14 protein-coding genes and 1 pseudogene are annotated in these 15313 nt (G+C 71.1%); 8 read left to right on the top strand and 7 right to left on the bottom strand.

Going from position 1 to position 15313, the window contains the following annotated elements:
• Positions 1–238: 238 nt before the first annotated feature.
• The 3 genes and pseudogenes from AC3WSN_RS07795 to AC3WSN_RS07785 all read right to left on the bottom strand — a co-directional run.
• Positions 239–1261 (bottom strand): annotated as a pseudogene (locus AC3WSN_RS07795) (branched-chain amino acid ABC transporter permease); the annotation flags it as partial.
• Positions 1262–1267: 6 nt separating this feature from the next.
• The gene (locus AC3WSN_RS07790) at positions 1268–2161 is read right to left on the bottom strand and encodes a branched-chain amino acid ABC transporter permease (RefSeq protein WP_492537093.1); all 894 of its coding nucleotides are present in this window, start codon (positions 2159–2161) and stop codon (positions 1268–1270) included.
• Positions 2158–3075 carry an ABC transporter ATP-binding protein gene (locus AC3WSN_RS07785; protein ID WP_492537091.1) on the bottom strand — a complete coding sequence of 306 codons (918 nt, stop codon included), beginning with the start codon at positions 3073–3075 and terminating at the stop codon, positions 2158–2160. Before AC3WSN_RS07785 ends, AC3WSN_RS07790 begins: the two co-directional genes overlap by 4 nt.
• Before the next feature lie 618 nt (positions 3076–3693).
• On the opposite strand from AC3WSN_RS07785, the gene AC3WSN_RS07780 reads away from it, so the two are divergent.
• Together AC3WSN_RS07780 and AC3WSN_RS07775 are read left to right on the top strand one after the other, a co-directional pair.
• Positions 3694–4434, top strand: coding sequence for a Crp/Fnr family transcriptional regulator (locus AC3WSN_RS07780; protein ID WP_492537089.1), 741 nt, complete (start codon positions 3694–3696; stop codon positions 4432–4434).
• A 57-nt stretch (positions 4435–4491) separates the two neighbouring features.
• The gene (locus AC3WSN_RS07775) at positions 4492–5226 is read left to right on the top strand and encodes an HWE histidine kinase domain-containing protein (RefSeq protein ID WP_492537087.1); all 735 of its coding nucleotides are present in this window, start codon (positions 4492–4494) and stop codon (positions 5224–5226) included.
• 92 nt (positions 5227–5318) lie between these two features.
• Here AC3WSN_RS07775 and AC3WSN_RS07770 read toward each other — a convergent pair whose 3' ends face one another.
• Positions 5319–6005, bottom strand: coding sequence for a Crp/Fnr family transcriptional regulator (locus AC3WSN_RS07770; RefSeq protein WP_192709292.1), 687 nt, complete (start codon positions 6003–6005; stop codon positions 5319–5321).
• Positions 6006–6364: 359 nt separating this feature from the next.
• On the opposite strand from AC3WSN_RS07770, the gene urtA reads away from it, so the two are divergent.
• From urtA to AC3WSN_RS07740, 6 genes are all read left to right on the top strand, one after another.
• Positions 6365–7606 (top strand): urea ABC transporter substrate-binding protein, encoded by a 1242-nt coding sequence (urtA, locus tag AC3WSN_RS07765; RefSeq protein WP_492537085.1) that lies wholly within the window; start codon positions 6365–6367, stop codon positions 7604–7606.
• 176 nt (positions 7607–7782) lie between these two features.
• Positions 7783–9354 carry an urea ABC transporter permease subunit UrtB gene (gene urtB / locus AC3WSN_RS07760; protein ID WP_492537083.1) on the top strand — a complete coding sequence of 524 codons (1572 nt, stop codon included), beginning with the start codon at positions 7783–7785 and terminating at the stop codon, positions 9352–9354.
• 5 nt (positions 9355–9359) lie between these two features.
• Positions 9360–10514, top strand: coding sequence for an urea ABC transporter permease subunit UrtC (urtC, locus tag AC3WSN_RS07755; protein WP_492537081.1), 1155 nt, complete (start codon positions 9360–9362; stop codon positions 10512–10514).
• On the top strand, positions 10511–11308 hold the full coding sequence (gene urtD / locus AC3WSN_RS07750) for an urea ABC transporter ATP-binding protein UrtD (protein ID WP_492537079.1): 798 nt from the start codon (positions 10511–10513) through the stop codon (positions 11306–11308). Before urtC ends, urtD begins: the two co-directional genes overlap by 4 nt.
• A 2-nt stretch (positions 11309–11310) precedes the next feature.
• Entirely contained in the window at positions 11311–12006 is a 696-nt protein-coding gene (gene urtE, locus AC3WSN_RS07745; RefSeq protein WP_091681479.1) for an urea ABC transporter ATP-binding subunit UrtE, read from the top strand.
• A gap of 453 nt (positions 12007–12459) precedes the next feature.
• Entirely contained in the window at positions 12460–12651 is a 192-nt protein-coding gene (locus AC3WSN_RS07740) for a hypothetical protein (RefSeq protein WP_492537077.1), read from the top strand.
• 17 nt (positions 12652–12668) lie between these two features.
• Here the strand turns inward: AC3WSN_RS07740 and AC3WSN_RS07735 are convergent, their stop codons facing one another.
• From AC3WSN_RS07735 to AC3WSN_RS07725, 3 genes are all read right to left on the bottom strand, one after another.
• The gene (locus tag AC3WSN_RS07735; protein WP_492537075.1) at positions 12669–13715 is read right to left on the bottom strand and encodes a fumarylacetoacetate hydrolase family protein; all 1047 of its coding nucleotides are present in this window, start codon (positions 13713–13715) and stop codon (positions 12669–12671) included.
• Between the two features lie 149 nt (positions 13716–13864).
• Complete coding sequence (locus tag AC3WSN_RS07730; protein WP_373622496.1) at positions 13865–14155, bottom strand: DUF8829 domain-containing protein; 291 nt, start codon at positions 14153–14155, stop codon at positions 13865–13867.
• 72 nt (positions 14156–14227) lie between these two features.
• Positions 14228–15274, bottom strand: coding sequence for a YihY/virulence factor BrkB family protein (locus AC3WSN_RS07725; protein ID WP_492537073.1), 1047 nt, complete (start codon positions 15272–15274; stop codon positions 14228–14230).
• Positions 15275–15313 lie beyond the last annotated feature (39 nt).

Genomic DNA, 15313 nt, shown 5'->3' with positions numbered 1-15313 from the left:
GGCGGGGGGGCGGGTGCCAACCCCGTCAGTCCGGGGCGCCGCAGGCGAGCCCGGACCCGAAGGGGCACGCCGGAGGCGGGCAATCCAGAACCACTGGCGGTGCCGTGACTTGGCATGTCGGCGGCTCTGGATCCGGGGCTCCGCTGCGCGGCCCCGGGATGACGGGGTGTTGCGCGGGGCAAGCCGATTGGCCGTCGGCGAACGGGGTCCGGGTGGTGCGGCGGCGCAGGCGATCGGATCGCCTGACGGCGGCCACGGCCCGGTCGAGCAGGGCCGCGAGCCCCGCGGGCTCGCGGATCAGCACGGCGACGATCAGGGCGCCGAGCACGATGCGCTGGACCATCTCCAGGGTGCCGGAATCGAAGCCGTCGCCGAGGAGCGCCGCGCCGAGGCGGGCGAGCAGCAGGGGCAGCACCACGATGAAGCCCGCGCCCAGGGAGGCGCCGCGCAGGGTGCCCAGACCGCCGATGATGACGATGAACAGGATCTGGAAGGAGCGGTCGAGGTTGAACCCCGCCGGCTCGACGGTGCGCAGATACGCGAAGGCCCACAGCACCCCGGCGATCCCGATCACGAAGGACGAGACCGCGAAGGCCAGGAGCTTGGTCCGGGCGACCTTCACGCCGACCAGGCGCGCGGCGGTCTCGTTGTCGCGGATCGCCACGAGGTTGCGGCCCGTGGGCGCGCTCACGAGGCGCCAGGCGAGGAAAGTCAGCAGCGTGACCGCGCTCAGCGAGAACAGGTAGCGCCCGCGCGGATCGTCGAAGGACAGGCCGGCCACCACCAGCCGGGGCGCCGTGATGATGCCCGAGGGGCTGTCGTTGGAGATCCAGCCGATCCGGTTCAGCGCCCAGGCGACGAAGAACTGCACGGCGAGCGTCGAGACCGCGAGGTAGAAGCCGCGCAGCCGCAGCGCCGGCAGGCCCGCCGCCAGCCCGGCGAGGGCGGAGACGAGGCCGGCGAGCAGGATCGCCGCCGGCAGGGGCAGGCCGGGCAGGCGCAGCGACAGGTTGAAGGCCGCGTAGGCCCCCACCGCCATGAAGGCGGCCGAGCCCAGCGAGAGCAGCCCGGCATAGCCGGTGAGCAGGTTGAGCCCGAGGCCGGCCAGCGCCAGCGCCAGGAACGGCGTCAGCAGCGCCTCGAACAGGTAGCTCGTGCCGACGCGCGGCACGATCCCGTAGGCCACGACCAGCAGGGCGGCGAGGCCGAGGGCGCCGGCGGACAGGCGGGGGCGCGGCACGGCGCGGGGGAGGGCGACCATGGCGGCTCAGACCCGCTCGACGGCGCGCAGGCCGAACAGGCCCGAGGGCCGCACCAGCAGGAATCCGAGCGCCGCCACGTAGGCGATCCAGCCCTCGATCCCGCCGCCGATGACCGGCCCGAGATAGACCTCCGACAGCTTCTCCACCGCGCCGACGATCAGCCCGGCCACGATCGCCCCGGCGATCGAGTCGAAGCCGCCGAGGACCAGGACCGGCAGGGCCTTGAGCACCACCAGCGACAGGGAGAACCGCACGCCGAGCCGCGCGCCCCAGAGCAGGCCCGCCACCAGCGCGACGATCCCGGCGGCGATCCAGACCGCCGACCAGATCCGGGGCAGGCGCAGGCCGGTGTTGAGGGCGGCCAGCGGATCGTCCGCCACCGCCCGGAAGGCGAGGCCCGTGCGGGTGTAGCGGAAGAAGGCGGAGAGGAGCGCCACCATCAGGCCGGCGGTCGCGGCGGCGAACAGGTCGAACCGGCTGACCAGCACGCCGCCGAGATCGAGCGGCGTGTCGTCGATGCCGAGGTCGAGCCCGTGGACCTGGGTGCCCCAGGCGAGCTGGGCCGCGCCCTCGATCACGTAGGCGACCCCCAAAGTCGCCATGAACAGGGTGATCGGCGGCTGGTTGACCAGCGGCCGCAGCACAATGCGCTCCACGCCGAGCCCGACCACCACCATCACGGCGAGCGTCGCGGCCAGTGCCGCCGGGAAGGGCAGGCCGCGCTCGGTCAGGCTCACGAAGGTGAGGGCGGCGAACAGCACCATCGCGCCCTGCGCGAAGTTCAGCACGCCGGAGGTCTTGTAGATCAGCACGAAGCCGATCGCCACGAGGGCGTACATGACGCCCGAGAGCAGGCCGCCGACCACGACCTCGACCAGGAAGGCGAGATCCGGGCTCATGCGGTCTCCGCGTCCGCATCGGCATCCGCGAGCCCCAGATAGGCGGCGATGACGGCCGGGTCGGCCTGCACCTCCGCCGGCGTGCCGGTGGCGATGCGGCGGCCGTGGTCGAGCACGGTCACCCGGTCGGAGAGGCGCATCACCACGCCGATATCGTGCTCGATCAGCACGATCGCGGCCCCGGAATCCTCCCGCGCCGCCTGGATGAAGCCGGACATCTCGGCCTTCTCGGTGGCCGTCATGCCGGCCATCGGCTCGTCGAGGAGCAGGAGACTCGGCCGGGCCACGAGGGCCCAGCCGAGTTCGACCCGCTTCTGGAGCCCGTAGGGCAGGCGGCCCGCCGGTCGGTCGGCCACGGCGGCGAGGCCGAGGCGGCCGATCACCGTCTCGGCGGCGTCGCGGTGCGCCCGCGCCTCCCGCCGGGCCGCCGGCAGGCCCAGGATCTGAGCCCAGAGCCCGGCCCGCCGCGCCGCGGCGAGCCCCGACAGGACGTTGTCGCGGACGCTCAGGCCCGCGAACAGGGCGAGGTCCTGGAAGGTCCGGGCGACGCCGAGCGCGGCGAGCCGCCCCGCCGGGACCCGGGCGAAGGCGGCCTCTCCGATCCGCACGCACCCGGCCCCCGGCGCGTAGAGGCCGGTGATCGCGTTGATCAGCGAGGATTTCCCGGCGCCGTTCGGCCCGATCACCGCGTGGATCTCCCCTGCGCCGACCGCGAGATCAATCTCCGCAAAGGCCACCGTCCCGCCGAAGGCGAGGGACAGGCCCTCGACCGACAGAACCGACTTCAGGCGGTCTTGATCCGCCGCACCGCGCGGCGCCGACTGTCTGCCCGCGCGGGCAGCCAGTCGGTGGTCGGGCCGGGGCACGGCCTTCCTGTCCCGTCCCAATCGGACGCGGCGCAGCGCAGGCTGCATGATCTCGAAATCCGTCCCGGACGCGGCGACCGCGTCGGCAGAACCCGGCGGCGCCTGTTGAGAGAAGACGATACGCCAGACGACGGCCGATCGTTGCTTGACAGGCCAGCGTCTTGACACGCCAATCTTTGATGCGGGACTTCCGGCAAGTCAAAAGCATAGCCGTTCTTATTTCGGCAGACCGCGCGAACATTCTCCCGCGGCCAGCCCGGCGCGCGGGATCATTTTCGCCTTGCCCGGCCCGGCCGCGGGGCAGCGTCATAGCCTGTCGGCTTGGACCGGCTGGCTTGGACCGGCTGGCTTGGACCGGCTGGCTTGGACCGGCTGGCTTGGACCGGCTGGCTTGGACCGGCTGGCTTGGACCGGCTGGCTTGGACCGGCTGGCTTGGACCGGCTGGCTTGGACCGGCTGGCTTGGACCGGCTGGCTTAGACCGGCTGGCTTAGACCGGCTGGCTTAGACCGGCTGGCTTGGACCAGCCGCAGAGCGCGCCGGCGGAGGATCGATCAGCCTGCGTCCTACAGCGGCCCTTTCGATACCATAATCTAATCTGTATAAGTATTCACTGGCCGTATCTCAATGTAGGCCCCTGTTCCCACGCCAATGCGGAGAACCAGTCGTGTCAAATCCGCTCGTGCGCAAACTGGAACGCTACGTCCATCTCCCGGAGGCGGACCGGCTGTGCTTGGCCGGATCGATCGGCCCGGAGCGCATGGTCGCCGCGCGCACCGACATCATCCACGAGGGTGACGACCCGCGCGCCGTCAACGTCATTCTCGACGGCTGGGCCTGTCGCTACCGGCAATTCGCCAACGGGCGCCGCCAGATCGTCTCGCTGCTCCTGCCGGGCGATCTGTGCGACCCGCACATCTTCCTCCTTGAGGAAATGGACCACACGATCGGGGCGATCACACCCGTGCTCCTCGGCCAGATCTCCGGGCCCGCGCTCCAGGCGGCCGTGGCGCGCAGCCCGCAACTGGACCTCGCCTTCCACCGCGAGGCGCTGGCCACCGCGGCGATCCAGCGCGAGTGGACGGTCAGCCTCGGCAGCCGCACCGGCATCGAGCGCCTCGCCCACCTGTTCTGCGAGCTGCACGCCCGGCTGTCCGCCATCGGCCTCGCGGACGGACAGACCTGCCCGATGCCGATCACGCAGAACGACCTCGGCGACGCGATGGGGCAGACCAGCGTCCACATCAACCGGACGCTGCAGGAGCTGCGCGGCATGGGGCTGATCACCCTGCGCAGCCGTCGCCTGACCATCCACAATCCTGCCGCCCTGGCCCGGCTCGCGCATTTCGACGCCGCCTACCTCCACCTGACGGCGGAGAACGACCGCCCCGTCGCACGCCAGGTGTGAACCGCGCCCGCGTCGCGGCGATTGAGCCCAGTTGGACGACATCCGGAGAGGCCCTGCATGACAGACCCCCGCGACTTGGCCGCCCGCGACATGGCGGAGCGCCTCGCCGCTCTGGAGGCCGACAATACCCGCTTGCGCCGGCTGCTCGACGAGGCCGGCGTGCCCGACAGCCTGCGCCACGGGATGCGCAACACGATGGCGATGATGCGGACGGTCATCCACCGCTCGGCCGAGCAATCCGCGGATGTCGAAACCTATGTCGCGCATCTCGACGGCCGGTTCGGGGCCGTCATGCGCGTGCAGGCCGCCACGGACGCGTTCGGCGATGCCGACCTGCACACCCTGATCTCCGACGAGCTGATGTTCCACCTCGTGCGCGAGGGCGAGCAGGCCGCGCTCACCGGGCCGCGGGTGCGGCTCCGGCCGAAGGCCGCCCTGGTCCTGGCGCTGGCGCTGCATGAGCTGACGAGCAACGCGGTGGAGCACGGGACCCTGGCGCTCCCGCAGGGCCGGGTCACCGCCGCGTGGCGGGTCGCCGACGCGGAGCCGGGGCCGCCGGTCCTGACCCTGGACTGGGCCGAGACCGGAGGCAGCGGGGTGCAGGCACCGGCCCGGCGGGGCTTCGGCACGGACGTGCTGGAGGACATGCTGGCCTACGATCTCGGCGCGCAGACGAGTCTGCGCTACGCGCCGGACGGGCTGCGCTGCACGATCCGCCTGCCGCTCACCGCCCGCGTCGGGCACAGCGTGGCGGAGGATCCCGAGACGGCCTGGGAGAGCGAGGCCCGGTGAGGCATGCCCGCACGGGGACGCGTCCGCGTCCCTAGAGGCGCTTGAACGCGCACACCTGCGCAGTGAACCGGCGTCTCCTCCGGCGGAGCGTGCTAGGCGCCCCCCGCGGGGCCGTAGATGGCGCCCGCCAGATCCTCCAGCTTCTCGCGGTCGACCACCGTGATGCGCCCGCGCCGCGCCCGGATCATGCCGGCGCCTTCGAGCAGGTGGGTCGCGGTCGTCACGGTGGGCCGACGCACGCCGAGCATCTTCGAGAGCACTTCGTGGGTCAGGGGCAGCTCGTCCTGCTCCAGGCGGTCGTGGATCATGAGGATCCACCGGGCGAGCCGCGCCTCGACGGTCAGGTCGGCATTGGCGTAGACGGTCTGCCCCACCTGCACGAGCAGGCTCTGCACGTAGCGGCCGAGCACCCGGCGCAGGCTGGCGCTCGCGTCGAGGGCATCCTCGAGCGCGCCGGCCGCGATGCGCAAAGCCTCGCCGCTGGCCTGCACGATCGCCGTCTGGGGCGTGGTCTGCGCGCCGAGCACGATCGGCACGCCGATGAAGCCTTCCCGTCCGGTGAGGCCGACCTCGATGCGGCCCTCGCAGGTGTCGGCCACCAGGGAAACGATCCCCTCCTCGACGAAGTAGGCCTGCGCGATCGGCTGCTGGGGCGCGATCAGCACCGCGTGCAGCGGCAGCGGGACCGGCTCGAGCTGCGCGGCGAGACGGCTGAAATCCTCCGGCGCCAGGGCGGCGAGCAGACGGTTGCGGACGGCAGATTGCTGCGGCTGAGCCATGGGCTGCTCCCGGTCCGGGCAGGAGCACGGGCGACCTCCCAGTCACCCGCGCCCGACGATCCGGCGGATGATCGCCACTGTCTCACACCAGACCGAAGGCCAGTATGGGGTAGATTAGTTTTCGCCAGCCGATCCAACCGGATACCTGTTCCGCGGCGCCCGCGGCTCCGGATTCGTGCCTCCGGCGCCGCCGGGACAGGCAGCTGCCGGCCCGCGAGACGGTCGCGCGGCGGCGACTGCCTAAATATGTGGCACATGAATTGCGAGGCCGCAGCGTCTCAACGAAGACGACGAAGGGCACCGCCGTGAAAGCATTTGGAACTTGGGCGTCAGCCGCCGCGCTGGCTGCCGGGCTCGCGATGAGCACGCTGGGGGCGGGCGCCGCCCGGGCGCAGGAGACCATCAAGGTCGGCATCCTGCACTCGCTCTCGGGCACGATGGCGATCTCCGAGACCACCCTCAAGGACGCGATGCTGATGCTCATCGCCGAGCAGAACGCCAAGGGCGGCGTGCTCGGCAAGAAGCTGGAGCCGGTGGTGGTCGATCCGGCCTCGAACTGGCCGCTCTTCGCCGAGAAGGCCCGCGAGCTGATCAGCAAGGACAAGGTCGCGGCCGTGTTCGGCTGCTGGACCAGCGTGTCGCGCAAGTCGGTGCTGCCGGTGTTCAAGGAACTCGACAACATCCTGTTCTACCCCGTCCAGTACGAGGGCGAGGAGAGCGAGCGGAACGTGTTCTACACCGGCGCCGCCCCGAACCAGCAGGCGATCCCGGCGGTGGATTACCTGATGTCGGAGGATGGCGGCGGCGCCAAGCGCTGGGTGCTGGAGGGGACCGACTACGTCTACCCGCGCACCACCAACAAGATCCTCGAAGCCTACCTCAAGTCCAAGGGTGTTAAGGACGAGGACATCCTGATCAACTACACGCCGTTCGGCTTCTCGGACTGGCAAACCGAAGTGTCGAAGATCAAGGCGTTCGGCTCGGCCGGCAAGAAGACCGCCGTGGTCTCGACCATCAACGGCGACGCCAACGTGCCGTTCTACAAGGAGCTCGGCAACCAGGGCGTCAAGGCGACCGACATCCCGGTCGTGGCCTTCTCGGTGGGCGAGGAGGAGCTCGCCGGCATCGACGCCAAGCCGCTGGTCGGCCACCTCGCCGCCTGGAACTACTTCGAGTCGATCAAGACGCCGGAGAACGAGGACTTCATCAAGAAGTGGCAGGCGTTCCGGAAGAACCCGAAGGCCGTCACCAACGACCCGATGGAGGCCCACTATATCGGCTTCAACATGTGGGTGAAGGCGGTGGAGAAGGCCGGCACCACGGACCCCGACAAGGTGATCGACGCGCTGCCGGGCATCGAGCAGAAGAACCTCACCGGCGGCACCGCGAAGATGCTGCCGAACCACCACATCACCAAGCCGGTCTTCATCGGCGAGATCGAGGCGAACGGCCAGTTCGACGTGGTGTGGAAGACCGACAAGCTGATCCCCGGCGAGGCGTGGTCGAAGCAGCTCGAGGGCTCGAAGGACCTCGAGGCCGACTGGGTCAAGCTCAAGTGCGGCAACTACAACACCAAGACCAAGTCCTGCGGCGGCGCCTGAGGCGCTGCTCGTCCCCTCCCCAGGCGATCCCGGGCCTGCCCGGGATGCGCTCAAGCTTGCGGGGAGGGGTAGGGGTGGGAGTGGTTCAGAAGGCACCGCTCCGCTCGATCCTGCACCACCCCACCTCCGGCTCCTCCCCGCAACGGGGAGGAGAGTTCGGCCGCGCCAGAAGTGCCATGCTCCGTCTCCTCACCCTCCTCTACCTGCTGCTCTGCGCCCCGGCCCTCGCCCAGGCGCCGGATCCCTACGCGCAGCTCGCCGGTGACGGCTATGCCGAGATCGAGGCCGGCGTCTCCGGCCTCGCCGCCTCCGGCGCCCCACGCGCCGACGCGATCCTCTCGGCCCTGTCGGACGGCCGCCTGCTGGTGAGCCCGGACAAGACCCTGCTCATCCGGCAGGGCGGCGCCGTCGTGGATGCGAAGACCGGCGCCCCGGCCGCCGACAGCCCCGACCTCAAGCCGGTGCGCGCCAACAACCGCGTCCGCCGGGCGATCGAGGCCGCCCGCGGGCAGCTCGACCTCGCGAGCCCCGACCCGGCCAAGCGCCGCGCCGCCGCCGACGCGGTGTTCAAGGCGCGGGATGCGGCGGCGCTGCCGGCCCTCGACGCGGCGCTCGCCCGCGAGACCAATCCGGGCGTCCGGCAGGCGCTGACCGAGGCGCGGGCCGCCGTGCTGCTCGCCAGGCCCGGCACCGCCGAACCCGACCGGATTGCCGCAATTCCCGCCATCCAGGCCCGGGGCGATGGCGACGCGATGGGCATCCTGCGCGGTCTTGCGGCGGATCCGAGCGAGGCGGTGCGGGGAGCCGCCGCCCGCGGCATCGCGGCGATCGAGACGCGGCTCGCGATCCTCGGGGCCCTCCAGAACGTCTGGTACGGCATCTCGCTCGGCTCGGTCCTGCTGCTCGCCGCCATCGGGCTCGCCATCACCTTCGGGGTGATGGGCGTGATCAACATGGCGCACGGCGAGATGGTGATGCTCGGCGCCTACACGACCTATGGCGTGCAGGAGCTGATCCGCACCCAGGCGCCGCCCCTGTTCGGCTGGTCGCTCGCGATCAGCATCCCCTGCGCGTTCCTGGTCGCCGGCCTCGTCGGCGTGCTGATCGAGCGGTTCATCATCCGCTTCCTGTACGGGCGCCCGCTGGAGACCCTGCTCGCCACCTTCGGGGTCAGCCTCGCGCTGCAGCAGGGGGTGCGCTCGCTTTTCGGCCCGACCAACCGCGAGGTCGGCGCACCGGCCTTCATGAGCGGCGCCTTCGATTTCTACGGCCTGTCGATCACCTGGGGTCGGATGTGGATCATCGTGTTCGCGATGGCCGTGTTCCTCGGGCTGCTCTTCGTCCTGCGGAAGACGTCGTTCGGCCTGAAGACCCGGGCGGTGACCCAGAACCGCCGCATGGCCGCCGCGATGGGCATCCGCACGCCCTACGTCGACGCGCTGACCTTCGGACTCGGCTCCGGCATCGCGGGGATGGCCGGGGTGGCGCTCTCGCAGATCGACAACGTCTCGCCCAATCTCGGCCAGGGCTACATCATCGACTCGTTCCTCGTGGTGGTGTTCGGCGGCGTCGGCAACCTCTGGGGGACGCTGGTGGCGGCCCTGACGCTCGGCGTCGTGAACAAGCTGGCCGAGCCGTATATCGGCGCGGTCCTGGCCAAGATCGGCCTCCTGATCTTCATCATCCTGTTCATCCAGAAGCGCCCGCGCGGCCTGTTCGCGCTCAAGGGCCGGGCGGTGGAATCGTGAGCCCCATGCCGCCCCGCACCCCCCTCATCGACCTGAAGGGCTGGATCTTCCTCGCCGTCCTGGCCGCCTTCTGCCTCGCCGTGCCGGTGCTGAACCTCGCGGTGCCGGAGGGCTCGGGCCTGCACCTGCCGACCTACCTCGTCTCGCTGTTCGGCAAGTACCTCGCCTACGCGCTGCTCGCGGTCAGCCTCGATCTCGTCTGGGGCTATTGCGGCATCCTCTCGCTCGGCCACGGCGCGTTCTTCGCGCTCGGCGGCTACGCGATGGGCATGTACCTGATGCGCCAGATCGGCTCCCGGGGCGTCTACGGCAACCCGGTCCTGCCCGACTTCATGGTGTTCCTGAACTACAAGGCGTTGCCCTGGTACTGGTACGGCTTCGACCACTTCGCCTTCGCGGCCCTGATGGTGCTGCTGGTGCCGGGCCTGCTGGCCTTCGTGTTCGGCTGGCTCGCCTTCCGGTCGCGAGTCACGGGCGTCTACCTGTCGATCATCACCCAGGCGCTGACCTACGCGCTGATGCTCGCCTTCTTCCGCAACGACATGGGGCTCGGCGGCAACAACGGGCTGACCGACTTCAAGGATTTTTTGGGACTCTCGGTTCAGGCCCAGAATTTCCGTGTCGGCATCTTCGTGGTGACGGGCCTCGCGCTGGCGCTGGGCTACCTGATCGCCCGGATCATGACCGTGTCGGCCTACGGAAAGATCCTGATCGCCGTGCGCGATGCCGAGAGCCGCACGCGCTTCCTCGGCTACCGCCCGGAGCACTTCAAGACGCTCGCCTTCACGGTCTCGGCCATGATGGCGGGCGTCGCCGGCGCGCTCTACGTGCCGCAGGTCGGCATCATCAATCCGGGGGAGTTCGCCCCGACCAATTCCATCGAGACGGTGATCTGGGTGGCGGTGGGCGGCCGCGGCACGCTGGTCGGCGCGGCCCTCGGTGCGGTGCTGGTCAACTACGCCAAGACCGTGCTCACCGGCGCGATGCCCGACGCGTGGCTGTTCGCGCTCGGCGGCCTGTTCGTGGTGGTGACGCTGTTCCTGCCGCGCGGCCTCGTCGGCACCGCGATCGAGCGGTTCGGCTCCCGGCGCGCCGCCGCCAAGCTGCCGCCGGAGCCCGCCATCGCCCCGAAACTCGCGGAAGAAGGGCAGGGCTCGTGAGCACCGACCTCCTCGAACGACCGGATGCCCGCGGCCCCGCCAACCGGAAGCGCGAGACCGACGCGCTCCTCTACCTCGACGACCTGCGGGTGACCTTCGACGGCTACAAGGCCCTGCGCGGCCTGTCGCTGACGCTGGCCCGCGGCGAGCTGCGGGCGATCATCGGCCCGAACGGCGCCGGCAAGACCACCATGATGGACTGCATCACCGGCAAGACCCGGCCGGACAGCGGGATCGCCCTGTTCGACGGCACCCACGACCTGCTCAGGAGCGACGAGCCGGCGATCGCCGACCTCGGCATCGGCCGCAAGTTCCAGAAGCCGACCGTGTTCGAGAGCCACACGGTGGCCGACAACATCCTGCTGGCCTTGAAAGGTCCGCGCGCGGCCTTCGCGTCCCTGTTCGGCTGGCGCAACCGGGTTGAGGCCGCGCGGATCGATTCCCTGCTGGAGACCGTCGGCCTGCTGGCCCACCGGGGCCGCCCGGCGGCCGACTTGAGCCATGGCCAGAAGCAGTGGCTGGAGATCGGCATGCTGCTCGCCCAGGACCCCAAGCTCCTGCTGGTCGACGAGCCGGTGGCCGGCATGACCGACGCCGAGACCGCCGAGACCGCCCGCCTGCTGCGGCGGATCGCCGGCGAGCACGCCGTCTTGGTGGTCGAGCACGACATGCACTTCGTCCGCGACCTCGGCTGCCGGGTTACCTGCCTGCACGAGGGCGCGGTGCTGGCCGAGAGCTCGATCGACGCGGTCTCGGCCGACCCGCGGGTGGTCGAAGTCTATCTGGGACGATGACCATGCTCTCCGTCGACGGCATCGACCTCTATTACGGCGCCGCGCAGGCGCTCCGCGGCGTCTCCCTGACGGCCGAGGCCGGGCGGGTCACGACGGTTCTGGGCCGCAACGGCGTCGGCAAGACCTCGCTGCTGCGGGCGATCGTCGGCCAGCAGCCGGTCCGCTCCGGCGCGATCCGCCTCGACGGCCGACCGATCCAGGGGCTCGCCCCCTACGACCGGGCCCGGGCCGGGATCGCCTTCGTGCCCCAGGGCCGCGAGATCTTCCCGCTGCTCACCGTCAAGGAGAACCTCGAGACCGGCTTCGCCCCGCTCAAGCGCCGCGACCGCCACATCCCCGGGGAGATCTACGACCTGTTCCCGGTGCTCAAGGACATGCTGCACCGGCGCGGCGGCGACCTCTCGGGCGGCCAGCAGCAGCAGCTCGCCATCGGCCGGGCGCTGGTGACCCGGCCGAAGCTCCTCGTGCTCGACGAGCCGACCGAGGGCATCCAGCCCTCGATCATCAAGGATATCGGCCGGGCGATCACCTACCTGCGCGGCAAGGGCGAGATGGGAATCGTGCTGGTCGAGCAGTATTTCGAATGGGCCCGCGACCTCTGCGATTCCTATGCGGTGATGGATCGCGGACAGGTGGTGCTGGCCGGGCCCCGGGCCGGGATGGTCGAGGCCGACGTGCTACGGTGGATGTCCGTCTAGCTCCGGCGACGCGAGAGGGCCGCCAGGCGCCGCGACTGCGCGGAGTGCGTCGGCGGCGCCGTCGGGCGGCCGCAGCACGGGCGCGTAGGGGCGACGGAGGCGCGGGTCAGCGGAGGGGCTCCAGGCTGAAAACCGTGCCGATGATGTCGAAGGCGGCCACCTTCGGACGCTGGGCCAGGCAGGCCTTCCGGCGCGGCGGCCGGCGGGAACAGGCCCGCGTCCGCTTCCGGACGTATTCAGGAATCGCAGACGATCACACCAACATGTCCGGCGAAAACTGTGGATTTTGCCCCAATTGGCCAAGTTAAAACACAATTCGGGTTCGCCATGGCGGCTCAACACAGGAGCGCCCATGACGATCCTCGATCCGATTACCGGCGAACTGGTCACCATCGCCGTGCCGCGGCCCCGTCCGCGAGGCGGCGCCCGCTGAGCGGGCAGGGCGGGATTCCATTGATTGCCCCCGAGGGCCAAGCCCACCGACGCACCGGCCGCCGCCACACGGGGCCGGACGCTCCGGTCCGGATCCGGACCGTCCCGCCGGGCCTGCTGCTGGTCGGCGGGGATCCGGGCGGCGAGCGGACCGGCGCGGACCTGATCGCCCAGGCCCGGGCGGCCCGCCGGGAGGCCGCGGACCGGGGCTGACGCGTCCCGGCCGCGCTTCAGGCGGGCACCGCCTGGATCACGTTGCGCAGGGTGCCGAGGCCGACGATCTCGGTCTCCATGACGTCGCCGGGCTTGAGGAATTCGGGCGGCTTGCGCGCGTTGCCGATGCCGGGCGGCGTGCCGGTGGCGATGATGTCGCCGGGCACGAGGGTGAGCCCGCGCGACAGTTCGGCGATGATGCGGGCGACCTTGAAGTACATCTGCTTGGTCGAGGCATCCTGCTTCACCACGCCGTTGACCCGCGTGATCAGGTGCAGGTCGCCCGGATCGAGGTCGGAGGCCGGCACGATCCAGGGGCCGATCGGGCCGTAGCCGTCCAGGCTCTTGCCCTTGAACCACTGGCCGCCGTGGAGCTTGATCTGCATGTCGCGGGCGGTGGTGTCGTTGATGACGCTGTAGCCGAAGACGTGGCCCATCGCGTCGGCTTCCTTGATGTTGCGGCCGGCCGTGCCGATGATCACCGCGAGCTCGACCTCCCAGTCGATCGCGGTCGAGACCTCCGGGTCGTACGGGATCGGGTCGTAGGGCCCGTTCACGGTGTTCACGCCCTTGGTGAAGAACACCGGATGCGCCGGGTACTCGGCGTTCGTGCCGCGGACCGCCTGCCCTTCCGCGAAATGCTCCAGGTAGTTCCAGCCGACCGCGTAGATGTTGCGCGTCGGCGCGGGGATCGGCGCCAGCAGCCGGACGGTCTCGACCGGGGGGCCGTCACCCGAGGCCGCGGCCTGCCGGACGGCCGCGAGGGCGGCGGGCCCCGCCTCGATGAGCGAGACCATCCGGGCCGGGTCGAAGCCCTGCGCCGCGCCGCGCGACAGGTCGACGACGCGCCCGTCCGCGCGCACGGCGCCGAGGCGCGGCGCGCTGCCCGCGTCGGGCCTGAAGGTGACGAGGCGGAGCGCATCGCCGCCGGCGGGCGGAATCGGACGCCCCGGGCCGGAGGCGGCGGAATTCTGCGCCGGGGCCTGCGCGAGGGCCGGCCCGGCCAGGGCACCGGCGGCCGTCACGGCCGCGGACAGGTGCAGGAAATCACGCCGGGTGCTCATGGGTCGCTCTCCTCCGCGCCCGCCCTTCGACGGGGCGATGCGCGCGGAGCTTCGAATACCTGCATTCAAAATGCAATCACGGGGCAGGGGGCTGCGGGGCGCGGATCGAGAACACGTGACCGGGCCGCGCGGCGACCGGAGCCGCGCGGTCAGGCCGGCGGGTCGCCCGCGAGCGCCTCGGCCGCGTAGCGCGCGCGAGCCGCCGCATCCGGCGACAGCCCGGCCCGCGCGCACCAGGCCGCGAAGGCGTCCGGCGCGATCGGGACGCGCACGACCGAGACGCCGCTGCGCTGGACCTCCCGCTCCATCTGCTCGGTGGCGACGCGCCACGTCTCGTAGAGCGGCGGCAGCTTGTCGCCATCCGCGAGGCGCGCGCGCAGCGCCGCGTAGGAGTCCTCTTCATACCAGGGCAGGCCGACAGAGCGGGGGCGGTCCATCATGGGCCTCTTCGAACGGTCACGCTGACGGGCGTCAACGGTCCGAGACCGCCGCCGGTTCGGCGCCGCCCCTGTTCAGCGCTCCGCCGGTCCGAGGGTGTCGGCCGCGTAGGCCTCCCGGGCTCCGAGCGGCTTCGGCCGTCCCGTCGTGCTGTCGCGCGCCGTCTGCCGCTCGATCTCGGCGTTCAGCTCGGCGCCGAGCAGCACGATGACGACCGAGAGCCAGATCCACGTCATGTACCCGACGGCGGCGCCGAGGGAGCCGTAGACCCGGTTGTAGCTGTCGAAGCTGGCCACGTACCACGAGAAGGTGACGGAGGCGCACACCCACGCGACGGAGGCGGCGACGCCGCCCCAGCTCACCCAGCGCCATTTGGCCTCGCGCCGGCTCGGGCCGTAGCGGTAGGTCAGGGCCAGCCCGAGGCCGACGAGGAGCAGCAGCCCGGGCCAGCGGACGATGCGCAGCGTCACGTCGGTCAGCACGCCGAGGCCGAGCCGGTTGAGGACGATCGGCAGGATCACGACCATGCCGGTGGCCGTGAGGGCGAACAGGATCCCGGTGAGCGTGAACAGGAGCGTCGTGGCGTAGAACCGGACCAGCGAGCGCTTCTCGCGCTCCTTGTAGATGACGTTGAGCGCGTCGAAGAGGGCGCTCACCCCCGAATTCGCGCTCCAGAACGCGATCGCGACGCTCGCGAGCGAGGCCGTGCTGAGGGCGCCGGTCCCCTGCCGGGCGATGCGGACGAGCTGGTCGGACAGGAGCGTGAGGACATCGTTCGGCAGCACGCCCGCGAGCAGGCGCACGTGCTGGCTGATGACGTTCGGGTCCGAGAACAGGCTGTAGACCGACACGATGGTGGCGAGGGCCGGGAAGGTCGACAGCAGGGTGAAGAAGGCGACGCCCCCCGCCGTGGCGAGCACGCGGTCGCGCGGCACGGCGCGCAGGACGCGCCAGAGGATGTCCCGCCACCCCGGGGCCGGGATCTGGGCGGGATCGTCGGCGTCACGCCCGCGGCCGGGCTCGCGCGCGAGGCGGCGGGCATCCGCCGGGTCGGGCCGCCGCGTGCCGACGGAGCGCCAATCCTCGGCCTCGTCCTCGTCCTGAATCTCGTCCGGGCTCACGAGAGATCCTGCGCGGCGTTTCCCCGGCGCGCACTATGA

This window comes from Methylobacterium sp. FW102-HT35C08, from assembly GCF_058790235.1.
The sequence above is the reverse complement of the archived record's forward strand: the minus strand, read 5'-3'. Positions and strand labels throughout refer to the sequence as shown.